Origin of the sequence: Halomonas sp. AOP5-B2-8 (assembly GCF_052376475.1) — a bacterium.
GTDB lineage: Bacteria > Pseudomonadota > Gammaproteobacteria > Pseudomonadales > Halomonadaceae > Vreelandella > Vreelandella casei.
Genome location: NZ_JBQSVS010000007.1, coordinates 44,098 through 63,938 on the forward strand (window position 1 = coordinate 44,098; position 19,841 = coordinate 63,938).

A 19,841-nucleotide genomic window follows, 5' to 3' on the forward strand; every position below is an offset into this window, starting at 1 on the left:
CACATCAAACGCCCCTCAGCGCACTCGTTCGCTGAGGGGCGTTTTTTTATTAAATATATACGACGCTACCTATTTCGTACTCGACATCGCCGCCCGGTGTTTTCACCACCACAATATCACCCTCTTCCTTGCCGATTAAGGCGCGAGCAATAGGGGATGTTACCGAAATGCGCCCAGACTTAATATCGGCCTCGTCTTCGCCAACGATCCGGTAAGTGACTTCGGCATCGGTGTCTAGATTCTGCATCGACACGGTGACGCCAAAAATCACTTTGCCCGTGTTTGGCAATTTAGCGACATCAATCACTTGGGCGACGGAGAGCTTGCCCTCAATCTCTTGGATTCGCCCTTCGATAAATCCTTGCTGCTCGCGAGCGGCATGGTACTCGGCGTTCTCTTTCAGATCACCGTGTTCACGCGCTTCAGCGATGGCCGCGATCACCTGAGGGCGAGCTTCGCTTTTCAGATGATCAAGCTCTTCACGAAGGCTTCTTTCCCCCGCAACTGTCATCGGGACCTTGTTCATTTATTTGCTCCTGCATGCAGATCCTGAAGGCGCCGCACCGTAATTTCCCTACCGTACTCAAGCGCCATGCAAACAGCATTAGCGCCCGCCAAGGTGGTCGCATAGGGCACCTTGCGCGAGAGAGCAGTACGGCGAATGACCGAAGAGTCGTTAATCGCCTGACGACCTTCAGTAGTGTTCACAATGTAGGCAATTTCGTCGTTCTTGAGCAGATCGACGATATGGGGACGACCTTCGTAGACTTTGTTGACGTGCTCCACGGCAAGCCCAGCAGCTTCCAAAGCAGCCGCTGTTCCTCGTGTTGCGCATAGCGTAAAACCTAATGCTAACAGAGAACGCCCTACTTCGATAATCCCCGCCTTGTCCGGTTCACGCACGGAAAGGAATGCTTTACGCGAACCATCAAGCGTAGGAATCGCCTCACCCGCCCCTAACTGCGCTTTAAAGAAAGCCTCAGCAAAGGTATCGCCAGAGCCCATGACCTCACCGGTTGATTTCATTTCCGGCGATAAAATCGGATCCACGCCCTGAAACTTATTGAACGGGAAGACGGCCTCTTTCACGCTATGAAAATGCGGGATAATTTCGTGTTCAAAGCCCTGCTCCGCTAGCGTTTTACCCGCCATACAACGAGCGGCAATTTGGGCCAGCGAAATACCGATGCACTTAGACACAAAAGGCACGGTACGTGAGGCGCGCGGATTCACTTCAATTACATAAATCTCGCCATCCTGCCAAGCCAGCTGCACGTTCATTAAGCCCTTAACGCCCAGCTCGACGGCCATTTGCTTCACCTGCTCGCGCATTTTGTCCTGCACATCGGCAGGTAGCGAGTAAGGCGGCAGAGCACAGGCCGAATCGCCGGAGTGAACGCCCGCTTGCTCGACGTGCTGCATAATGCCGCCAATCACAACCTGCTGGCCATCTGACACCGCATCGATATCGATCTCGATCGCCGCGCTCAGAAAGTGATCCAGCAATACCGGAGAGTCGTTGGAGACTTTCACCGCGTGAGTCATGTAGTTTTCAAGCTCAGAGGCGTCGTAAACGATTTCCATAGCACGGCCGCCAAGTACGTAGCTTGGGCGCACCACTAGCGGATAACCAATCACCTCGGCTTTATCAAACGCTTCTGCAAAGCTACGCGCTGTCGCATTAGGCGGCTGCTTCAGGCCAAGCTTATCGATCATCACCTGGAAGCGCTCGCGGTCTTCTGCACGGTCAATAGCATCCGGCGTGGTACCGATGATCGGTACGCCAGCGGCTTCCAGCTCACGCGCGAGTTTCAGCGGCGTCTGGCCGCCAAACTGCACGATAACGCCGACCGGCTTCTCTTTATCAGCAATTTCGAGCACGTCTTCCAGCGTCACCGGCTCAAAATAGAGACGATCAGAGGTGTCGTAATCGGTAGACACTGTTTCTGGGTTGCAGTTGACCATGATGGTTTCATAACCGTCGTCACGCATCGCGATAGCGGCATGTACACAGCAGTAATCAAACTCAATGCCTTGGCCGATACGGTTGGGGCCACCGCCCAGCACCATAATTTTCTGACGATCAGATACATCTGCCTCGCACTCCTCTTCGTACGTGGAGTACATATAGGCGGTGTCCGACGCGAACTCAGCGGCACAGGTGTCAACCCGCTTGTAGACAGGGCGAATACCGGCGGCCTGACGCGTTTGACGGAAGTCTTTTTCGCTCACGCTCAGCAGCGTTGCCAGACGCGCATCGCCAAAGCCTTTGCGCTTAAGCTGGTAAAGCTCACGGGCAGAAAGATCGGGCAGCGAGCGCTTAGCAACAGCGGCTTCGGTCAGCACCAAATCTTCAAGTTGAACTAAGAACCAAGGGTCGATATTGGTCAGTGCAAAGACTTCATCAACGCTCATGCCAGCGCGCATCGCGTCTGCCACGTAGAAAATACGCTCGGCGCCGGCGGCCTGAAGCTCGCCCTGAATAATCGCCATGTTTTCCGGCGTGAAATCGGTGATGATCGGGTCTAGGCCATCGTTACCGGTTTCCAGGCCGCGCAATGCTTTTTGCAGCGACTCCTGGAAGGTGCGGCCAATCGCCATTACCTCACCCACTGACTTCATCTGCGTGGTTAAACGGTCATTGGCCTGTGGGAATTTTTCAAAGGTGAAGCGCGGAATTTTAGTAACCACGTAGTCGATCGACGGCTCAAACGACGCCGGCGTACGACCACCGGTAATATCGTTTTGCAGCTCGTCCAGCGTGTAGCCAATCGCCAACTTAGCGGCGATTTTCGCGATCGGGAATCCGGTCGCCTTAGAGGCCAACGCCGAGGAACGCGAGACCCGTGGGTTCATCTCGATAACGACCAGGCGCCCAGTCTTCGGGTCCATGCCGAACTGCACGTTGGAGCCACCGGTTTCCACACCAATCTCGCGCAGTACGGCCAGGCTGGCGTCACGCATGATCTGATATTCTTTATCGGTCAGCGTTTGCGCTGGTGCTACAGTGATGGAATCACCGGTGTGCACGCCCATCGGGTCGAAGTTTTCAATCGCGCAGACGATGATGCAGTTGTCGTTTTTATCGCGCACCACTTCCATTTCATACTCTTTCCAACCCAGCAGCGACTCATCAATGAGCAGCTCATGGTTGTTAGAAAGCTCAAAGCCGCGCGTACAAATCTCTTCAAACTCTTCTTTATTGTACGCCACACCGCCGCCGGAGCCACCCATGGTATAGGAGGGGCGAATAATACTTGGAAAGCCCAGCTCAGCCTGAATCTCCCAGGCCTCACTCATGCTGTGCGCGACTTTGGCCTTGGGGCACTCTAGACCGATGCGCTTCATGGCCTGATCAAACAGATCGCGATCCTCGGCCATATTGATCGCATCGGCGTTAGCACCGATCATCTCAACGCCGTATTTTGCGAGCACGCCATGGTGGTCCAATTCCAGCGCGCAGTTAAGCGCCGTTTGACCACCCATGGTGGGCAAAATAGCCTGCGGACGCTCGGCTTCGATGATTTTTTCCACCGCCTGCCAGGTAATCGGCTCAATGTAGGTGGCGTCGGCCATCGCCGGGTCGGTCATGATGGTCGCGGGATTGGAGTTAACCAAAATAACGCGGTAACCCTCCTCGCGCAGCGCTTTACACGCCTGAGCGCCGGAGTAGTCAAATTCGCAGGCCTGGCCGATCACAATCGGTCCAGCGCCAATGATTAAAATACTGCTGATATCGGTACGCTTAGGCATAACGGTTCCCACAAAAAATAATGACGATGAGCGACAAAAGACGGCGATAAAGTGATGCAGCGGTGCTAGGCGAAAGCTTTCAGCAGCAACCCGCTGCCTTAGCGACGCGCCTGCATCATGGCCACAAAGCGATCAAACAGCGGTGCTACGTCTCGCGGACCGGGGCTCGCCTCTGGGTGACCTTGAAAGCTGAACGCTGAGCGGTCAGTGCGCTCAATACCTTGCAAGGTGCCGTCGAACAGCGAACGATGCGTTGCCCGCAGATTGGCAGGTAGGCTCGCTTCATCTGCCGCAAAACCGTGGTTTTGGCTGGTAATCATCACCTTGCCAGTGTCTAGATCTTGCACCGGATGGTTAGCGCCGTGATGGCCATGGCTCATCTTGAGCGTTTTCGCACCAGAGGCGAGCGCCAGCAACTGATGGCCCAGGCAAATTCCAAACAACGGAATATCGGCTTCCAACACGTCCTGAATGGCTTTAATGGCGTAATCACAGGGCTCTGGGTCGCCCGGGCCATTGGCCAAAAAGACCCCATCAGGGTTCATGGCCAGCACGTCAGCAGCGGGCGTTTGCGCCGGCACCACGGTAAGCCGGCAGCCGCGCGCAGCCAACATGCGCAGGATGTTGAATTTAACGCCGTAATCAAACGCCACCACGTGGTAAGGGCGCTCGCTTTGCGTGGTATCCGCGTAGCCTTGGCCCAGCGTCCACTCGCCTTCTGTCCATTCGTAAGGGGCCTTGCACGACACTTCTTTAGCCAGATCCATTCCCTTCAGGCCAGGAAATGCCTTGGCGGCGTCTAGCGCCCGCGCTACCGCGTCATCGCCTTCGGCGTCAGCACCCGCCAAAATCGCCCCGTTCTGGGCACCTTTATCGCGCAGAATGCGCGTTAGGCGGCGAGTATCAATATCGGCAATGCCCAGCACGTTCTGACTTTTCAGATAATCCGATAGCGATTGCTCAGAGCGAAAGCTGCTGGCCATTAACGGCAAATCACGAATCACCAAGCCCGCCGCCGCAATCGACCCAGACTCGATGTCTTCGGCATTAATGCCGGTATTGCCGATATGAGGATAGGTGAGCGTAACGATTTGGCGAGTGTAGGAAGGGTCAGTGAGGATTTCTTGGTAGCCGGTCATGGCCGTATTGAACACCACCTCACCGCTTGTTAGTCCATCCGCGCCAATGGCGATTCCATGGAAAACGCTACCATCTTCCAGAGCCAATATTGCGGGTTTGCTCAATGCGGTGTTATTCAAAACAAGATCCTCCCATGCTGGTGGGAGCCTGTTGGGCGCAGGCTCAGCAATTTCTGCATTAAAACTTCTTTGAAATAAGGGCCGTAAAAAAGCGGGACGAAGCCGATAAAAAGAATCGGTTTCATCCCGCTTGTTGTTCGATGCCCTTGCAGAGCCGCTCACTTAACATAAATATGAAAGCGGACTCGGGCAGGCTTTGGGCTGGCCAACGCAACAAGCGCGCCGTTTGAGTCTTCTTAGCCACCCGGCCAAAATTTTTGAAATGTTACAGGAATTTATGCCCAAAGACTAGCCCTTATAAGCACTCGGGCTTGAGATTGAGCTTAATTCTTGCTGAGTACGCCGGGGATAGACCGTAGAGGAGGTGCAGGTAGCATATATATCGCCCCAAGCAAGACCAGCGACCCTCAATGCTATGAGGTGCAATGTTTTTTTGAATTCAGAGCATAACGCCTAGGACTCTTGGGTCGATTCAAACTGGCTGAAGCCCTGATAGCTTAGAACGCACCCAAGCAGGCATAGACGAGCTCTGCTGAGATAATGACGCGCGATTTTTGATAAAAAACGAGCATATCCGGCCTCAAAATGATTCTTTTTAAAAAAAAGATAAACTATCGAAAAATCAATTTTCTACAAGCTCATAGCTCTTATAAGTAGGAAGACAACTCAGTTCTAGTGCAGTTGATAGCTATGGGGTTCGAACTACCGGATAGGTCCAAACTTTTTTACGAGCAATCATTGTCTTTGTCGCGGCATTGAAAGCCTGGAAGTGGCGGGTGGCGAGATGGTGATCGAAGGCTGCTGCATCTGCGTAAAGCTCGTAAAGAAACACTTCACAGGGATCCTCCCCGCCGGAGCATATGTCGAAATGGTGGCAAGATGGTTCCAGTTTGAGTGAGTCATGAGCCTGTGTCCGCATCAGCTGCAGAAACTTAGCCATGGACTCGCGCTTGACAGAAAACAGAACACAGACGGCAAACATCTTTTCTACTCCTCAAATAGTACTAGGGAAACGACGTTTAAGCTCCGCGATCTGCTCTTCGTTCAGCGGGCTTGTCTTCATTGCTTGAAGCGCTAGAAAGAGCTTAGCGGTTTCCTCAAGCTCTTCCATCGCGTAAACAGCATCGGAGAGACTCTTGCCTGCGACGACTGGACCATGGTTGGCTAGCAGAACTGCGTGGTGGCGACCTGCCATCTCGCGTACAGCTAGAGCTAGATCAAGGTCACCAGGCGGAAAATACGGGATAAGCGGTAGAATCCCTACCCGCATCACGTAGTAGGCTGTCAGTGGTGGCAGAACATCACTGTGGTCGATGTTAGACAAGCAGCTTACCGCAACTGAATGCGTAGAATGCAGGTGCACAATCGCCCGCGCCTGCGGACGCTCATCGTACATCGCCATGTGAAGGAAAGCCTCTTTCGTCGGTGCGTCACCGCCAATATGGGTCCCCGTATTGTCGAGTCGGGATAGCCGTGCGGGATTCAGGTTTCCCATTGACACCCCCGTTGGTGTCATCAGCCAACCATCATCGAGCCTGACAGAGATATTGCCCGATGCGCCGAAGGTCAGCCCACGCTCGAAGAGCGAGCGTGACAAGCGCACAATATCGTCACGGATCTTGTATTCGCTCATGGTAGCACCGCGAAGGCTTCTTCAAAGAAGCTATCGGAGCCGAAATTGCCTGATTTCAGCGCAATTGCGAGCGAACCCTGTCCGACCGCTTCGGTCCAGGGAACACCTGGTGCGATGGTTGGCCCTATGCGCAGCGCCCGCACATCAAGGGCGGAAACCACTGCCCCGGAGGTTTCTCCGCCCGCCACGACGATACGGTTAAAACCTGAGCGATGTAGTATACGAGCGAGATCGCCCATCGCCATTTCCACCATTTCTCCGGCTTTGGCTACACCATAACGCTCCTGCATTGTCTTAACTTCTGATGGGTTGGCAGACGCATAGATCATCACGGGCGTCTTCGCGGATTGCCCGACAGCCCACTGGGATATCTTTTCGATCACATCATCGCCCGCTGCCAGCTGGTCGAGATTGATTCTAGTCGACGGCCATTTCTGCTTGACTCGTGCGATCTGGGCACGGGTTGCCACGGAGCAGCTGCCGGCCAGAACCAGGTCTCGCCCCGATACCATTGGATACTCCGGTGGTTTTGCCTTCCCCAGCCACCCTGCCTCACGTAGGTTGGCGGGCAGCCCCATCGCCACGCCCGAGCCGCCAGTCACCAAGGGCTGGCCTGCCGCTGCGCTACCGATCACCCGTAGATCTTCATCGGTGAGTGCATCTATCACCCCGTAGACTACCCCAAGGGCCTTGATTTTCTCCATGCGCGCTGAGATGGCTTCCGGGCCTTGGCGTACCACTTCGAGAGGGATTAATCCTACGGTTTTGCGGCTTTGTGCTGCCATCAACCGCATCAAGTTCGAGTCACGCATCGGGGTCAGCGGATGACCTTGCATCGAGCTTTCTGAGAGCGGGGTGTCACCAACGAAGAGATTGCCTTTGTAGATCGTCCGACCGTTCTGGGGAAAGGCCGGACAAACAAATACAAACTCTCCGCCTAGGGCCTCCACAAGGGCATCGGCAACCGGTCCGATATTGCCTTGTGGCGTCGAGTCGAAAGTCGAACAGTATTTGAAAAGTATCTGTCGCGCCCCCCTTGCACGGAGCCAGTGCAGCGCGGCCAGAGACTGATCGATAGCCTCATTGACCGGAGAGGAGCGAGATTTCAGCGCGATAACTACAGCCTCGGCGTCATTGATATCAGTGTTTTTACTAGGCATACCGATGACCTGAGTAACACGTACTCCCTCGCCAACCAGAGTGTTGGCGATATCCGTAGCCCCGGTGAAGTCATCGGCGATTACGCCCAGCACGATGCCCATGAATTTTTCTCCTATTATTCCAATTTTAGCTCTAGGCTGCCTGTCCGCCGGACCGTAACTGTGACAAAACTTCGTTCGTCACGGCACTAGTGCCCATATCTCCGCCGAACTCCATCGGGCGTAACCGGTTGCTGGCAAAACCGCTCTCGACTGCACACTCGATGAGCATCGCCGCTTGGCTAAACTTCGTATCGCCGGATTTATCGGCCAAGTAATCAAGCATCAGCGCGCCGCTAAGGATGGCTGCAAGCGGATTGGCCTTGTCTTGGCCCATGATGTCGGGAGCACTACCGTGGGCGGGTTGGAACATAGCAGTCTTATCGCCATATTCACCGCATGCAGCCATGCCCATACCGCCCACAAGGCCCGCTGCGAGGTCAGATAGAATATCGCCGAACATGTTTTCCATCACCATAACGTCGAAATCCCAGGGGCGCCGGATCAAATCTAGAGCCTGAGCATCTACGTAATTGTAGGTGGATTTGATGCTGGGATAGTCTGACTTGATCTCGTCGAAAATCTTTCGGAAGAAGGCCATTGACAAAAATACGTTGGCCTTGTCGACGCAAGCAACATGACCAGTACGTCCGCGAGCCTTGCGCTTCTCGGCTAGCTTGAACGCAAAGTGATGCAGCTTCTCAGTAGTGGCGCGTGTGATCCTAAGCGTCTCCCGCACTTCACTATCGTCGATTACCTCACTCCGCCCGTGTGCGGCAGCGGAGTAGAACAATCCTTCGGTCGATTCGCGCAAGATCACCATGTCGATCCCGGATGCTCGTGGGTCGGCGAGCCGCTGTGGCGCATTGGGATAGGCCTTGACTGGACGAACGCCAGCATAAAGACCGAATTGATCACGGATGCGCAGATGCGGCGAAATTTCAGTACCATCGGGGTGCCGGACTGTCGGCAGACCGATGGCACCGAGGAAGATCGCATCAGCTTCACGAAGCTTCTCTTCGCCGTTCGGCTCGATGTCGCGACCTGTCTCACTAAAATAACCCGCGCCGGCCAGCACCTCGAAATATTCGAGCCCAGGCGCGCCGACTTGAGTTAGGGCGGCGTCAACTATGCTTACAGCGGATTCGGCCACATCAATGCCTATTCCATCGCCCTTGATGAGGGCCACACGCAGTCTTCTGATCATAGATCAGTTTCTCCTGTTTTGGGGTCAAGTAGTCAGAGCTGTGAAAGTCCGGTGTTGCGAAGAATGGCGAGTAGTTCTTCGGAAGCGCGACGCCGGTGTTTCTGAAATGCCGATCGGGCCGCCTCGGCGTCACCACTGCGAAGATGCTCAAGAATCTCTCGATGCTCCTCAGTGGAGCGAATCGGCAACGTCCGCATTCGCAGGGTAATCATACGCGCACGATGTGCCTGGTCGTTGAGTGTTGAAATAATGGCGTTCAGCCTCTGATTGCCCTGCAGATCAAGCAGTTTTCTGTGGAAGCGGTCGTCGGCTGCCGCCCATCCCTCCAGATCCGGAATCAGGAGTGCCGCCTCCATCTCTTCAGTAGCCTTCACCAGTGGTGCAAGTTCATCGTCCGTGGGCCGCCTAGCCGCGAGACTCGCCGCGGCATCAGGCTCCAGGGATGTCAGTATCTCGTAGATCTCTTTCATGTCATCCAATCGAATTGGCAGCACATACGCCCCACGGCGGGGCGTCATCTTGACCAGACCCTCTGACTCAAGCCGGATCAATGCCTCGCGTATCGGTGTTCTACTCATCCCCAGACGTGCGGCGATTTCGGGTTCCGGCGCCTGAAAACCTGGCGGCATCCTATTGGATCGTATCTCGTCCTTGAGCTGTTCGTAGGCGTCATCAACTCGGGTCGATTTGACTTTTTCAGGCATCGCTATTTTCTCCTTAATCTAGCAAACTAGCTTACAATGAATTCATTGTCAAATTTAACAATGTATACATTGACAGATGCATTGCGAGGAAGTAGTTTTACTGAAGTCATTCGCCCGTTAATAAAAGAGACAAGGGGAAAAATATGCTTGCACGAACCACGGTTCTGGCGGCCACTGCCGCTATCGGTTTTGCCAACATTGCCAGCGCGCAAACAGAGCTGAGCGTACAGACGTCGACTCAGTCAGGTGGCTTTTCGTTTCGATATCTCAACGACAATTGGGTCAGTCAGTTGTCTGAGATGACCAATGGAGAGGTGACGGTGGAATTCCTGCCGATCGGTTCGATCGTGCCCGCCAAAGACACACCTGAGGCAGTTGCCGCTGGAGTGCTTGGTGGAGACCTTACATCAGTCGCTTATTTCGCTGGAAGGAACCCGGCATTCGCAATCCTTGGTGACTTGATTGCCGGCTACGATACGCCGGCGCAGGTGCAGCAGTTCTGCGACGAGGGTGGCGGCTCGGAGGCGTTGCAGGAACTCTGGGACTCGACGCTGCCGAACATGATCCATGTCGTCGGATGCGGTGCGGTTTCCAAGGAAGCACTTGTCTCCGCAGTCCCGATCCGTGGCGTGGCCGATTTACAGGGGATAAAGATACGCTCGCCAGAGGGTCTCGCCGCTACAGTTTTTCAGGCCGCTGGCGCGAGTCCTGTAAATATTTCTTTCTCGGAAGTCTTCACTTCCCTTGAAAAGGGTGTTGTTGATGCCGCCGACGCGTCGGCATACGTCAACAACGACCAGAATGGATTTCACCAAATCGCGCCTTATCCTCTTTACCCGGGCATCCACTCGATGGCAGTGCATCAGTTCACCGTCAACAAGCGGATTTGGGATGACCTTTCGTCTGAGGCACAACAAGGGCTGCAGGAATGGTACTACGCCGCCTACGACGATCTTATGAAAGCACTCTATGAGGAGGATCAGAAACTAGTCGCCCGCGACCAGGAGAACCCAGATATTGAAGTTATCGACTGGAGCCAGGAAGACCGCGATGCTTTCCGAGAAATTGCAGCGGACGTCTGGGAAGCAACCGCTGCCAAGTCGCCCCAGGCGCGCCAAGCGCTGGATGCGCAGCTGGCCTTCATGAAGTCGATCGGTTTATTGGACTAGCACCCTGAGTGTGACCTTTCACAGAGAAGCCCGGCATCACTCACAATTTTCAAACCAAGGGGAAGCCCAATGCGACGGATCATCGTCGAACATATCGGTCGGTTCAGTGTGTTTGTCGGACAGGCATGCGGTGTTTTCTACGCTGTGGCTATCATGCTGTCCGTCTACGAAGTCTTCACCCGCTATGCGATGGGCACACCGACCGTCTGGACGACCGAAGTGATCACCGCCCTCTGTGCGACCGCATGGCTTTTGTCGGTGGGTGCGGTCACACAACAACATCGCCACATCACCGTCACCGTGATGGAGATGCTGGTCGGACACCGGGCTTGGGCGCGAATGCGTGTCATCTCCATAGTGCTCAGTTTGGTGGCGGTTCTGGGTCTGCTCTGGACGAACGTCAACCCGTTCCTACATGCGATCACCTCGATTGAACGTTCGGGCAGCGCCTTTAATCCTCCTCTTCCCACTTACCTCAAGGTTATGATCGTCGTAGCGCTGCTACTCTATACCGCCCAGCTCATCGCGAATCTACTCGATACGAGAGATGCCCCGCCGGATCATGGCACATGCGATGCCAACCTCCCCCCCGAGAATAGGAACTGACACCATGGGTATAGAAGTCATTACTTTTCTGATCATCGTCAGTCTCTTTGGCCTGATGGCGGCCGGAGTTCCTTTGGGCACCTCGACCCTACTCGTTGCCATCGTGACTACTCTCCTGAATTTCGGCACTTCAGGATTGATTCTCATCTCATCCAATGTTCTGCATGTTTTCGAAAAGTACGAACTGATTGCCGTTCCATTCTTTATACTGATGGCAAACATTATGGAGAGAGGCGGGGTCGCCCGTGACCTGTTTAATTCCATGGCAATTTTGGGTGGACGCATGCGCGGGGGCATCGCTGTGCAGACTGTCTTCGTTTCGGTTGTACTCGCCGCAATGAGTGGCATCGTCGGCGGCGAAATCGTACTACTCGCTTTGGTCGCTCTACCGCAGATGTTTCGGCTCGGCTACGACCGAAAACTGTCTATCGGCATAATCGCCGCTTCGGGATCGCTGGCGACACTGATTCCGCCATCGGTAGTACTCATTGTTTACGCCTCCGAAGCGGGGGTGTCGGTCAAGGATCTATTCTCTGCGGGCTTCCTACCGGGCGCACTACTTGCGTCGCTCTACGTTGCTTACATTCTGATCCGTTGTAAGCTCAACCCGAACCTCGGCCCGGCCTATGACGCCCCGGAAGCGCAACTCCCCTTCCTCCAGCGCCTAGCCTATATGAAGGGTCTGATCATGCCGTTGATTCTAATAGGTGGCGTTCTCGGATCGATCTATACTGGCGTCGCGACAGTCACCGAATCCGCGGCCCTCGGCGCGGCCGGCGCGGTCTTTATTGCGATACTGCGCGGAGAGATGACGATGGCTGGGCTACGCCAAGGATTGTGGAGCACTACGGTGACAACGGGTTCTATTGTCTGGCTGATCGTCGGCGCTGTAAGCTTGGTCGGCATGTATAACCTCATGGGAGGAGGGCGTTTCCTAAACGACCTGCTGACAGGAATGGATGTACCTCCGATCGTAGTAATTCTTATCATGATGGCAATCATTATGTTGCTTGGGACATTCATGGACTGGATCGCGATCGTCTTCATTACGGTTCCCGTATTCGCGCCAGTAGTCATCGATCTCGGCTATGATCCCGTATGGTTCGGCATTCTGTTCGCAATGAATATCCAGATCTACATGCTGTCACCACCATTTGGCCCGGCCTGCTTCTATCTGAAGAGCGTCGCACCCAAGGATGTTACTTTGCAGGAGATTTTTCTCGCCGTACTACCGTTTATCGGGCTGCAACTGGTCGGCCTAGCACTGGTGATCATCTTTCCGCAGATCGCACTCTGGTTACCTTCGTTGGGCAAATAAAGGAGTTCCAATATGAAAACCGACGATAAAGACCCACAAGTATATGACTTTGGCTGGTGGCCTGAGATAGCTGGAGCACTTAGTGTCATCGCTTTGATTGCACTCATGATCGGCTTAGCCACCGGCATTATGTAATCTCGACTCTTGATGCGCTCTGACAACGTTACTTCCCGGCCTTTTAAAAACATCCCGTGCTCGAAGCGATCAGAGCCCGTTTCTCTAGCACTTGGAAACTAGTGACTTGCATCTGCTGATTGGTTCCAGCTCGTATCAGAAGACTCTGCGACCCATGCACACAGCCAAGCGCAGATCGATTCATCGAAGCGCATGATGGTCTGTAATATTTCTTTTCCTACGAGCTACATAACTTTCCACTTTTCCCAACCTGAGGGAATTATGAATTTTGTCATATTTTCAGCTTTTATAAATGCAAAGGGCCGCTGAGTAAGCGACCGTTCGAAACGAGATTAATGCCTCATACCAACCAATCCGAGAGAAGAAGACAAGAACGAGCTAACTAAAGCGTATTGCGTCCTGAATTCAATCAATAAGCAACTGTAGTTTCTAATGCACCTGGGAACTTTCCTAATAAAACATTGACCGGAGTGCGGTATCCCAGCCGCTTTTTTGGCCTATGGTTTAGCTTATCGACGACGCTTCGTAGCTATGCTTTGGCCACCTTTCGAAAGTCAGTTCCTTTTGGAAAATACTGCCTCATTGGTATCACGCTGGCATGAGCAGTACGGGCCGCACAAATAGGTCTTTGCCGAGACGGCCTTGGCCACCTCCCTGTGCTCAGCGCTCTCCGACCCGTCATCCAGAGTGATGGTTGCACTGCGCCTGGCGTGGTCCCAATAACCGTGTCACCGCCTTAACCGTCCTAGTGGCGATGATCGTTGGCAGCCGCGCTGCCACCTCGGCAGGGCCCTGCTCGATGCCTATCCGGTACGGGATTTTGCCTAGCCCCGCCCGCTTAGCTGACTGACGCTGATAGCGCCGCTGTTGTGGCAGTCGGACCCGCTTCCATAATGTGCCACCGTGTTTCTTGCCATTACAGATGAGCGTGTAGATCCACTAATGACTCATATAAACCCCGTTAGTCTTAGTCATGAAGCCACTGATCTGCTGAGGGTTCCATTCGCCCATCAATTGCCCAGTGACCCAGCGAATCAGGCTTGACGGTCTCTTCGTCACTTTCCAGACGGCACGTCGGAGCTGCTCACTGGTGCGTATGGGTCTGTTTAGACGCATAACCACTGATCAGTCCGTTGGGCTTGATTTCGCGGCTAATTATGCTGCTGTGGACACCAATGGCATTAGCTATCTGTTGCTGGCTAATACTGGTCTAAAGATAAGCAAAAATTTGATATCGTTGTGTCTGGGTCAGTTGTCGGTATCCCATGCTCTGCTTCACCTTGGTAGGTAAAGCAGAGAGGGTACCGGCACTGGTCCTCCTATCCCTACCTTGTGATCCAAAGTGCTGCAGTTATTCTATGAATCCAAGATTTAAGGCGAAGGTAACATCTATACGTATACGGTAAGGGTTCCCAGCATTTTAACTCCTCTAAACCCCCGCCTAGCTAGCGCCCATTACTCTAGCCCCAGCACATCCTGCATATCGTAATGGCCGTTCTCTTTATCCGCGACCCATCGAGCGGCGCGTACGGCACCTTTGGCAAACGTCATGCGGCTGGAGGCCTTGTGGGTAATTTCAATACGTTCACCTTCGGTCGCGAACATCACCGTGTGCTCGCCGACAATATCGCCTGCGCGCACGGTGGCGAAGCCGATCTCTTTGTCGGTGCGCGGGCCGCACTGGCCAACTCGTTCGAACACGCCGTGCTCTTTCAAGTTACGCCCCAGGCTTGCGGCGATGACTTCGCCCATTTTGATCGCAGTGCCTGATGGGGCATCGACCTTATGGCGATGATGCGACTCAATCACTTCAATATCATAGCCTTCATCGCCCAGCGCCCTAGCAGCGGTCTCCAGCAGCTTCAGGGTAAGATTGACGCCAACGCTCATATTGGGCGCAAACACCATGGGCACGCGATCGCGATAGCTATCCAGCGTTGCTAGCTCGTCATCACTCATCCCCGTGGTGCCAATCACAATGCGCTTGCCATGCTCGGCGCAGAATGCCAGGTTGGCCAGCGTGACCTGAGGCGACGTGAAGTCAATTAGCACATCAAAGTCATCGACAATCGATTCAAGCGAATCGACCGCGACAACGCCGCGCTTACTCACACCGGCAAGTTCACCAATATCAGCCCCCGCCAAGGAACTGCCTTGCGCTACAACGCCGCCCGCCAGCGTCGCCTCAGCCTCTAGCTCTATCGCATTTACCAACGTGCGGCCCATTCGACCAGCCACGCCTACAATGGCAATTCGAGTCATGCAAACTCCTGTGCTACGACTTGATAGGTAAAAGAAAGTGCTCACTAATTGGCCGCGATTATAGCAGATGCACAAAAGCTCTCTTTACTCGCTCAGTTCTCCCACACCACGACTATCTCTTCATCGCCAGCCATACGGATTAGATGGCGCTCAACCACACCTTCAAGCTCATCCAGGTGCTCCTCTTCCAGCGCTTCAATGGCGATCAATAATGTACCGGACTCAGCGCGCATTAAGCAGGTGCCCGTCGCAAACGTGATCTTGCCTTGCTGGTCGTCCTGTTCAACTTCTAGCTTATGCGCCCAGTGTTTACATAAACGGTTGATCAATCGCTCAGCCGACATGGTTTCAATCTTTGCACGAGATAAAGGCATAGTACTGCTCCATTTTATAAGTACTCACACGCGTCAAGCCGCTCTAACATTAGCATTATGGATGAAAAAACACCGTGCCTTCACGGCAATTTGCGTGGCTAATCCATGACAACCACGCTGAAATAGACAAAAATCACGCCCTCACAAAAAACAATGAGAATCAGTTATAATACAGATTGCATCTTTAGTTCGATCAGATCACGATAACGCGCCAGAAAAGTCCTTTCATTGCTTATCTGTCGCGTGCAACTTCCCAACATCGATTCGTCAATCAACCTCGATTTTTTATCAACACCGACCTCCGAGAAAAAAATGCTCAGCTTTAAGCACTTAAAACGCCTGCTTGGCACTCTCATAGCATCTGGCTTCTGCGCCACTGCAATAGCTGATGACATCACCATTACCGATATCGCTGGCCGCCAAGTCACGCTAGACGGACCTGCAGAGCGCGTTATCTTAGGGGAAGGGCGGCAAATTTACCTACTGGGGCTACTCGAGCCAGAAGCCCCCTTTGCCCATGTAGTGGGTTGGCGCGAAGATTTTTCTCAGGCGGACCCTGATAACTATGCCCGCTATCTCGAGCGCTTCCCAGAGATTGAAGCGATTCCTACCTTTGGCGGCTTTAAAGACGGCACCTTCGATGTGGAGCAGGCAGCCTCTCTTAATCCCGACGTAGTACTGATGAATATCGAAGCGAAAGCGGCCACAGAGGACGCCGCCTACGATGAAAAACTGGCACAGCTGGGCATTCCTATTATCTACGTAGACTTTCGTGAAGATCCGCTGGCAAACACTATTGCATCCATGCGGATTATCGGCCAAATCATGAACGATAAAGCCGCGGCCGAAGCCTTCATCGAGTTTGCAGAGAGCCAGCTGGCACGCGTCACGGATGTTATTGCCGAGGCAAACCCTGATCGCCCAAGCGTATTTATCGACCGCGCCGGCGGCTACTCCGATGAGTGCTGCATGAGCTTTGGCCCAGCCAACTTTGGCGAATATGTAACCCTCGCTGGCGGCACCAATATTGCCGAAGGCATTATTCCTAACAGCTTCGGCAACCTGAACCCTGAGCAGATTATTGCCGCTAACCCCGACCATGTGGTTGTTACCGGCGGCAACTGGGATGCCTACGTACCTGGCGGCGACTGGGTGGGCGTCGGGCCTGGCTCAGATATGCAACAGGCTCACGCCAAGCTGGAAGCGCTGACCGAGCGCACCGCGATGACCGGCATTAAGGCCGTTGAATCTGGCAACTTCCACGCTATTTGGCACCAGTTTTACAACAGCCCTTACTACTTCGTGGCGGTACAGCAATTAGCCAAGTGGCTACACCCCGAGCTATTTGAAGACCTGGACCCGGAAGCCACCATGGAAGAACTGCACGAACGCTTCCTGCCCATCGACTATGAACCCGGCTACTGGATATCGCTCCATGACGACTGATACGAGGATAACGGAAACGGAGGTAACAGAGCGCCTTTCACAGGGGCGCGCCTTTTACCATAGCCAGGTGTTCCGCCGCCAACTGATATTGGTTGCACTGGTGTTAGCGCTGTTTTTTAGCCTCTGCGTTGACCTGGCCCTCGGCCCCGCCCGCTACAGCCTGGGCGAAGTCATCGCGGCACTATTCACGCCGGGCAGCGTTAGCCAGCAGGCGCGGGTAATTGTCTGGGAAATCCGCATGCCGGTGGCACTGATGGCATTGGTGGTGGGCGCCAGCCTGTCAGTTGCCGGGGCACAGATGCAGACCATTCTGAGCAACCCGCTCGCTAGCCCGTTTACCCTGGGAATTTCCGCCGGGGCTAGTTTTGGAGCCGCGCTGGGCCTCGCTTTTGGGGTGGCTATTGTGCCCGCCGCCATTGAGTTTGTGGTGCCTATCAACGCCTTCGTGATGGCCATGTTTACCGCGTTTTTAATTCATGCCTTAAGCCTAAAGCGCGGCGTGACGGTAGAGACGATTGTGCTGCTCGGCATCGCCATGGTGTTTATCTTTAACTCTTTGATGGCACTGATTCAGTTCTTTGCCAGCCAGGAGGCGGTATCCGCGGTGGTATTCTGGACCATGGGCAGCTTGACCAAAGCCACCTGGCCCAAGTTCTGGATCGCCCTCAGCATTCTCGCTTTGTCGATGCCGCTGCTTGCCCGGCACGGCTGGGCACTGACCGCTATGCGCCTGGGCGATGCCAAAGCCGAGAGCATGGGCGTCAATCCCCGCGCGCTGCGCTTGGAAGTGCTGGTGCTGGTGTCGCTACTCGCTGCTATCGCGGTAGCGTTTGTCGGCACCATCGGGTTTATTGGCTTGGTGGGCCCGCATATTGCGCGCATTTTGCTGGGTGAAGATCAGCGCTTCTTCCTGCCCGGTTCGGCGCTGTGCGGCGCGCTCATCCTTTCGGTGGGCTCGGTTATCTCCAAGATCATTATCCCCGGCACCATCATCCCCATTGGCATTATCACTTCGCTGGTGGGCATTCCCTTCTTTCTATTTCTAGTGCTTAACCACAAGAAGGCCTCATGGTAACGCTACAACTGAGCCGCGTATCCGCCCGCTATGGGCGACGCCCTATTCTGCAAGAGATCACCACGCCCTGCTTTCAAGGCGGGCAAGTCGTCGCGCTGCTGGGCCCCAATGCGGCGGGTAAATCGACGCTTTTTAGGCGCATTTTAGGGCTCTTGAAAGGCGAAGGCGAGGTGACAATTAGCGGCACCAGCGCCGAGCGGCCAGTGGGTTATATGCCCCAAGACACGGGCGCTAAAGCAGTACTCACAGTATACGAATCGGTGCTTTTGGCGCGCATGCAGGGGCGTGGATTAAAAGTGCAGCCTGAGGATTTAGCCCAGGTGGATCGCGCACTGGACGAGCTGGCGATTACAGCCCTTGGCGAGCGCGATATTGGCGACCTCAGCGGCGGCCAGCGCCAGTTGGTCAGCGCCGCCCAAGCGCTGGTGCAAGAGCCGGAGATTCTGATGCTGGATGAGCCCACTTCGGCACTCGACCTTAACCGGCAAATCAGTCTGTTGACGGTGCTGCGCCGGCTGGCCGACGAGCGCCAGATGCTGATTCTGGTGGCACTCCACGACCTGGGGCATGCGCTACGCTTCGCCGACGCCGCTATGCTGCTGGAAAATGGCCGCCTGATTGCCTGCGGCCCCACCGCTGAAGTGATTACGCCAGCGCTGTTGCAGCAAGTATATAAAGTCACGGCCCGAATTGAACCGTGCTCGAAAGGCCAGCCGCAGCTTATCGTCGAAGCAGCCATTTAGCCGTTAACCTAAGCCGCCGCCCCTCCATCGCCGCTAGCGCTACCCCGCTTAACATCAGCGGTAGCGCTAGCAGGAAGCCGCTGGAGACCGGTATGCCAAACAGCACCCAGTCGGCGAGCACAGGCCACACCAGGGCAATATATTCAAAAGGCGCCAACCGCGACGCCTCGGCATAGCGCAGCGCTAATGTCATCGCGATATGGGCAGCGCCGCCAAACAGGCCCGACAGCACTAACAGCACAAATTCCACCCGCGTCAATGCGGCCCACCCCAACGGAAGCGTGGCAAGCCCAGCCAGCGTCGCGACAACAATAAAGTAGAATGCAATCGAAGCCGCACTTTCGGTTCGCGAAATTCGCCGGACGGTTAATAGCGCTCCCGCCGTTAACAGCGCACCGAGCGCGCCTAGCGCATACCCGGTCGCTTGCCCACTGGCGGCACTCGCATTTAACCCAGGCAATATCAGCACCGCCACCCCAGCAAGCGCTAGCGCCACGCCCCCCATACGGTAGCGCGAGAACCGTTCACCCAGCAGCAGCACGCCACCCAACGCCATAAACACCGGCGTAAGCTGGGCCAGCAGCGTCGCCTCCGCCACCGGCAGTAACGCAACGGCTGCGAAAGAGGCAAACATTGCCGCCGCTCCCAACCCTGAACGCAGCGCATGCCCTACCGGGCGGCGAGTGGCCAGTCCGCGCGGAAATTCTCGCCGCAGCATGAGAAAAATCACCACGGGGAGTAATGCAAACAGCGAGCGAAAAAAGACCGACTGCCCGACCGGCACGTCATCACTCACGGCTTTAATGCACACCAGCATTCCCGTGAACAGCATCCCTGAGAGAATCCTCAGCCAGATGCCCAGAGACACTTTTTCTTGAAGATTATCCATGGCGCGTAGCATTTCCTAAACAGCAAAAACCCCCGGACGAACCGAGGGTTTTTGAACCAGATATCTAGC

Annotated in this window: 18 protein-coding genes and 1 pseudogene; 7 read left to right on the top strand and 12 right to left on the bottom strand. The window is 54.6% G+C overall.

The features are described from left to right. Positions 1-49 precede the first annotated feature (49 nt). From greA to ACT3RP_RS16145, 8 genes are all read right to left on the bottom strand, one after another. Positions 50-526: a transcription elongation factor GreA gene (gene greA, locus ACT3RP_RS16110; RefSeq protein WP_096276249.1), complete on the bottom strand. Its 477-nt coding sequence runs from the start codon at positions 524-526 to the stop codon at positions 50-52. After that, the gene (gene carB, locus ACT3RP_RS16115; RefSeq protein ID WP_096276251.1) at positions 523-3,753 is read right to left on the bottom strand and encodes a carbamoyl-phosphate synthase large subunit; all 3,231 of its coding nucleotides are present in this window, start codon (positions 3,751-3,753) and stop codon (positions 523-525) included. Before carB ends, greA begins: the two co-directional genes overlap by 4 nt. Before the next feature lie 98 nt (positions 3,754-3,851). Beyond that, positions 3,852-4,997, bottom strand: a complete 1,146-nt coding sequence (gene carA / locus ACT3RP_RS16120; RefSeq protein WP_444672411.1) for a glutamine-hydrolyzing carbamoyl-phosphate synthase small subunit — start codon at positions 4,995-4,997, stop codon at positions 3,852-3,854. A gap of 703 nt (positions 4,998-5,700) precedes the next feature. Beyond that, entirely contained in the window at positions 5,701-5,994 is a 294-nt protein-coding gene (locus tag ACT3RP_RS16125) for a putative quinol monooxygenase (protein ID WP_483394155.1), read from the bottom strand. Between the two features lie 12 nt (positions 5,995-6,006). Continuing rightward, on the bottom strand, positions 6,007-6,645 hold the full coding sequence (gene otnC, locus ACT3RP_RS16130; RefSeq protein WP_483394156.1) for a 3-oxo-tetronate 4-phosphate decarboxylase: 639 nt from the start codon (positions 6,643-6,645) through the stop codon (positions 6,007-6,009). Beyond that, positions 6,642-7,907: a 3-oxo-tetronate kinase gene (gene otnK / locus ACT3RP_RS16135; protein ID WP_483394157.1), complete on the bottom strand. Its 1,266-nt coding sequence runs from the start codon at positions 7,905-7,907 to the stop codon at positions 6,642-6,644. Before otnK ends, otnC begins: the two co-directional genes overlap by 4 nt. A 31-nt stretch (positions 7,908-7,938) precedes the next feature. After that, positions 7,939-9,051 carry an isocitrate/isopropylmalate dehydrogenase family protein gene (locus tag ACT3RP_RS16140; protein WP_483394158.1) on the bottom strand — a complete coding sequence of 371 codons (1,113 nt, stop codon included), beginning with the start codon at positions 9,049-9,051 and terminating at the stop codon, positions 7,939-7,941. A gap of 32 nt (positions 9,052-9,083) precedes the next feature. Beyond that, positions 9,084-9,755: a GntR family transcriptional regulator gene (locus ACT3RP_RS16145; RefSeq protein ID WP_483394159.1), complete on the bottom strand. Its 672-nt coding sequence runs from the start codon at positions 9,753-9,755 to the stop codon at positions 9,084-9,086. 143 nt (positions 9,756-9,898) lie between these two features. Between ACT3RP_RS16145 and dctP the strand changes: the two genes are divergently transcribed. From dctP to ACT3RP_RS16165, 4 genes are all read left to right on the top strand, one after another. Further along, complete coding sequence (gene dctP, locus ACT3RP_RS16150; RefSeq protein WP_483394160.1) at positions 9,899-10,924, top strand: TRAP transporter substrate-binding protein DctP; 1,026 nt, start codon at positions 9,899-9,901, stop codon at positions 10,922-10,924. A 69-nt stretch (positions 10,925-10,993) separates the two neighbouring features. After that, positions 10,994-11,530, top strand: coding sequence for a TRAP transporter small permease subunit (locus ACT3RP_RS16155; RefSeq protein WP_483394161.1), 537 nt, complete (start codon positions 10,994-10,996; stop codon positions 11,528-11,530). 4 nt (positions 11,531-11,534) lie between these two features. Further along, entirely contained in the window at positions 11,535-12,848 is a 1,314-nt protein-coding gene (locus tag ACT3RP_RS16160; RefSeq protein ID WP_483394162.1) for a TRAP transporter large permease, read from the top strand. A gap of 12 nt (positions 12,849-12,860) precedes the next feature. Further along, the gene (locus ACT3RP_RS16165) at positions 12,861-12,983 is read left to right on the top strand and encodes a hypothetical protein (RefSeq protein ID WP_483394163.1); all 123 of its coding nucleotides are present in this window, start codon (positions 12,861-12,863) and stop codon (positions 12,981-12,983) included. 409 nt (positions 12,984-13,392) lie between these two features. On the opposite strand, the pseudogene ACT3RP_RS16170 reads toward ACT3RP_RS16165, so the two are convergent. From ACT3RP_RS16170 to ACT3RP_RS16180, 3 genes and pseudogenes are all read right to left on the bottom strand, one after another. Continuing rightward, positions 13,393-14,250 (bottom strand): annotated as a pseudogene (locus tag ACT3RP_RS16170) (transposase). Between the two features lie 188 nt (positions 14,251-14,438). Beyond that, positions 14,439-15,245 (bottom strand): 4-hydroxy-tetrahydrodipicolinate reductase, encoded by an 807-nt coding sequence (dapB, locus tag ACT3RP_RS16175; protein WP_483394164.1) that lies wholly within the window; start codon positions 15,243-15,245, stop codon positions 14,439-14,441. A gap of 92 nt (positions 15,246-15,337) precedes the next feature. Then, positions 15,338-15,619, bottom strand: a complete 282-nt coding sequence (locus ACT3RP_RS16180; RefSeq protein WP_483394165.1) for a DUF2218 domain-containing protein — start codon at positions 15,617-15,619, stop codon at positions 15,338-15,340. A gap of 312 nt (positions 15,620-15,931) precedes the next feature. Between ACT3RP_RS16180 and ACT3RP_RS16185 the strand changes: the two genes are divergently transcribed. From ACT3RP_RS16185 to ACT3RP_RS16195, 3 genes are read left to right on the top strand one after another with little or no spacing between them, the layout of a single operon-like run. Next, positions 15,932-17,065, top strand: a complete 1,134-nt coding sequence (locus tag ACT3RP_RS16185) for an ABC transporter substrate-binding protein (RefSeq protein WP_483394166.1) — start codon at positions 15,932-15,934, stop codon at positions 17,063-17,065. After that, the gene (locus tag ACT3RP_RS16190; protein WP_444625799.1) at positions 17,055-18,140 is read left to right on the top strand and encodes a FecCD family ABC transporter permease; all 1,086 of its coding nucleotides are present in this window, start codon (positions 17,055-17,057) and stop codon (positions 18,138-18,140) included. The genes ACT3RP_RS16185 and ACT3RP_RS16190 overlap by 11 nt, the downstream gene beginning before the upstream one ends. Beyond that, positions 18,134-18,883, top strand: coding sequence for an ABC transporter ATP-binding protein (locus tag ACT3RP_RS16195; protein ID WP_441672705.1), 750 nt, complete (start codon positions 18,134-18,136; stop codon positions 18,881-18,883). Before ACT3RP_RS16190 ends, ACT3RP_RS16195 begins: the two co-directional genes overlap by 7 nt. On the opposite strand, the gene ACT3RP_RS16200 is transcribed toward ACT3RP_RS16195, so the two are convergent. Next, positions 18,861-19,772, bottom strand: a complete 912-nt coding sequence (locus tag ACT3RP_RS16200) for a DMT family transporter (RefSeq protein WP_444672363.1) — start codon at positions 19,770-19,772, stop codon at positions 18,861-18,863. The genes ACT3RP_RS16195 and ACT3RP_RS16200 overlap by 23 nt on opposite strands. Positions 19,773-19,841: the final 69 nt, after the last annotated feature.

Bases quoted from the DNA above. Each gene is read 5' to 3' on its own strand.
- greA (WP_096276249.1), bottom strand. From the start codon at position 526: ATGAACAAGGTCCCGATGACAGTTGCGGGGGAAAGAAGCCTTCGTGAA.
- carB (WP_096276251.1), bottom strand. From the start codon at position 3,753: ATGCCTAAGCGTACCGATATCAGCAGTATTTTAATCATTGGCGCTGGA.
- ACT3RP_RS16125 (WP_483394155.1), bottom strand. From the start codon at position 5,994: ATGTTTGCCGTCTGTGTTCTGTTTTCTGTCAAGCGCGAGTCCATGGCT.
- otnC (WP_483394156.1), bottom strand. From the start codon at position 6,645: ATGAGCGAATACAAGATCCGTGACGATATTGTGCGCTTGTCACGCTCG.
- otnK (WP_483394157.1), bottom strand. From the start codon at position 7,907: ATGGGCATCGTGCTGGGCGTAATCGCCGATGACTTCACCGGGGCTACG.
- ACT3RP_RS16140 (WP_483394158.1), bottom strand. From the start codon at position 9,051: ATGATCAGAAGACTGCGTGTGGCCCTCATCAAGGGCGATGGAATAGGC.
- ACT3RP_RS16145 (WP_483394159.1), bottom strand. From the start codon at position 9,755: ATGCCTGAAAAAGTCAAATCGACCCGAGTTGATGACGCCTACGAACAG.
- dctP (WP_483394160.1), top strand. From the start codon at position 9,899: ATGCTTGCACGAACCACGGTTCTGGCGGCCACTGCCGCTATCGGTTTT.
- ACT3RP_RS16155 (WP_483394161.1), top strand. From the start codon at position 10,994: ATGCGACGGATCATCGTCGAACATATCGGTCGGTTCAGTGTGTTTGTC.
- ACT3RP_RS16160 (WP_483394162.1), top strand. From the start codon at position 11,535: ATGGGTATAGAAGTCATTACTTTTCTGATCATCGTCAGTCTCTTTGGC.
- ACT3RP_RS16165 (WP_483394163.1), top strand. From the start codon at position 12,861: ATGAAAACCGACGATAAAGACCCACAAGTATATGACTTTGGCTGGTGG.
- dapB (WP_483394164.1), bottom strand. From the start codon at position 15,245: ATGACTCGAATTGCCATTGTAGGCGTGGCTGGTCGAATGGGCCGCACG.
- ACT3RP_RS16180 (WP_483394165.1), bottom strand. From the start codon at position 15,619: ATGCCTTTATCTCGTGCAAAGATTGAAACCATGTCGGCTGAGCGATTG.
- ACT3RP_RS16185 (WP_483394166.1), top strand. From the start codon at position 15,932: ATGCTCAGCTTTAAGCACTTAAAACGCCTGCTTGGCACTCTCATAGCA.
- ACT3RP_RS16190 (WP_444625799.1), top strand. From the start codon at position 17,055: ATGACGACTGATACGAGGATAACGGAAACGGAGGTAACAGAGCGCCTT.
- ACT3RP_RS16195 (WP_441672705.1), top strand. From the start codon at position 18,134: ATGGTAACGCTACAACTGAGCCGCGTATCCGCCCGCTATGGGCGACGC.
- ACT3RP_RS16200 (WP_444672363.1), bottom strand. From the start codon at position 19,772: ATGGATAATCTTCAAGAAAAAGTGTCTCTGGGCATCTGGCTGAGGATT.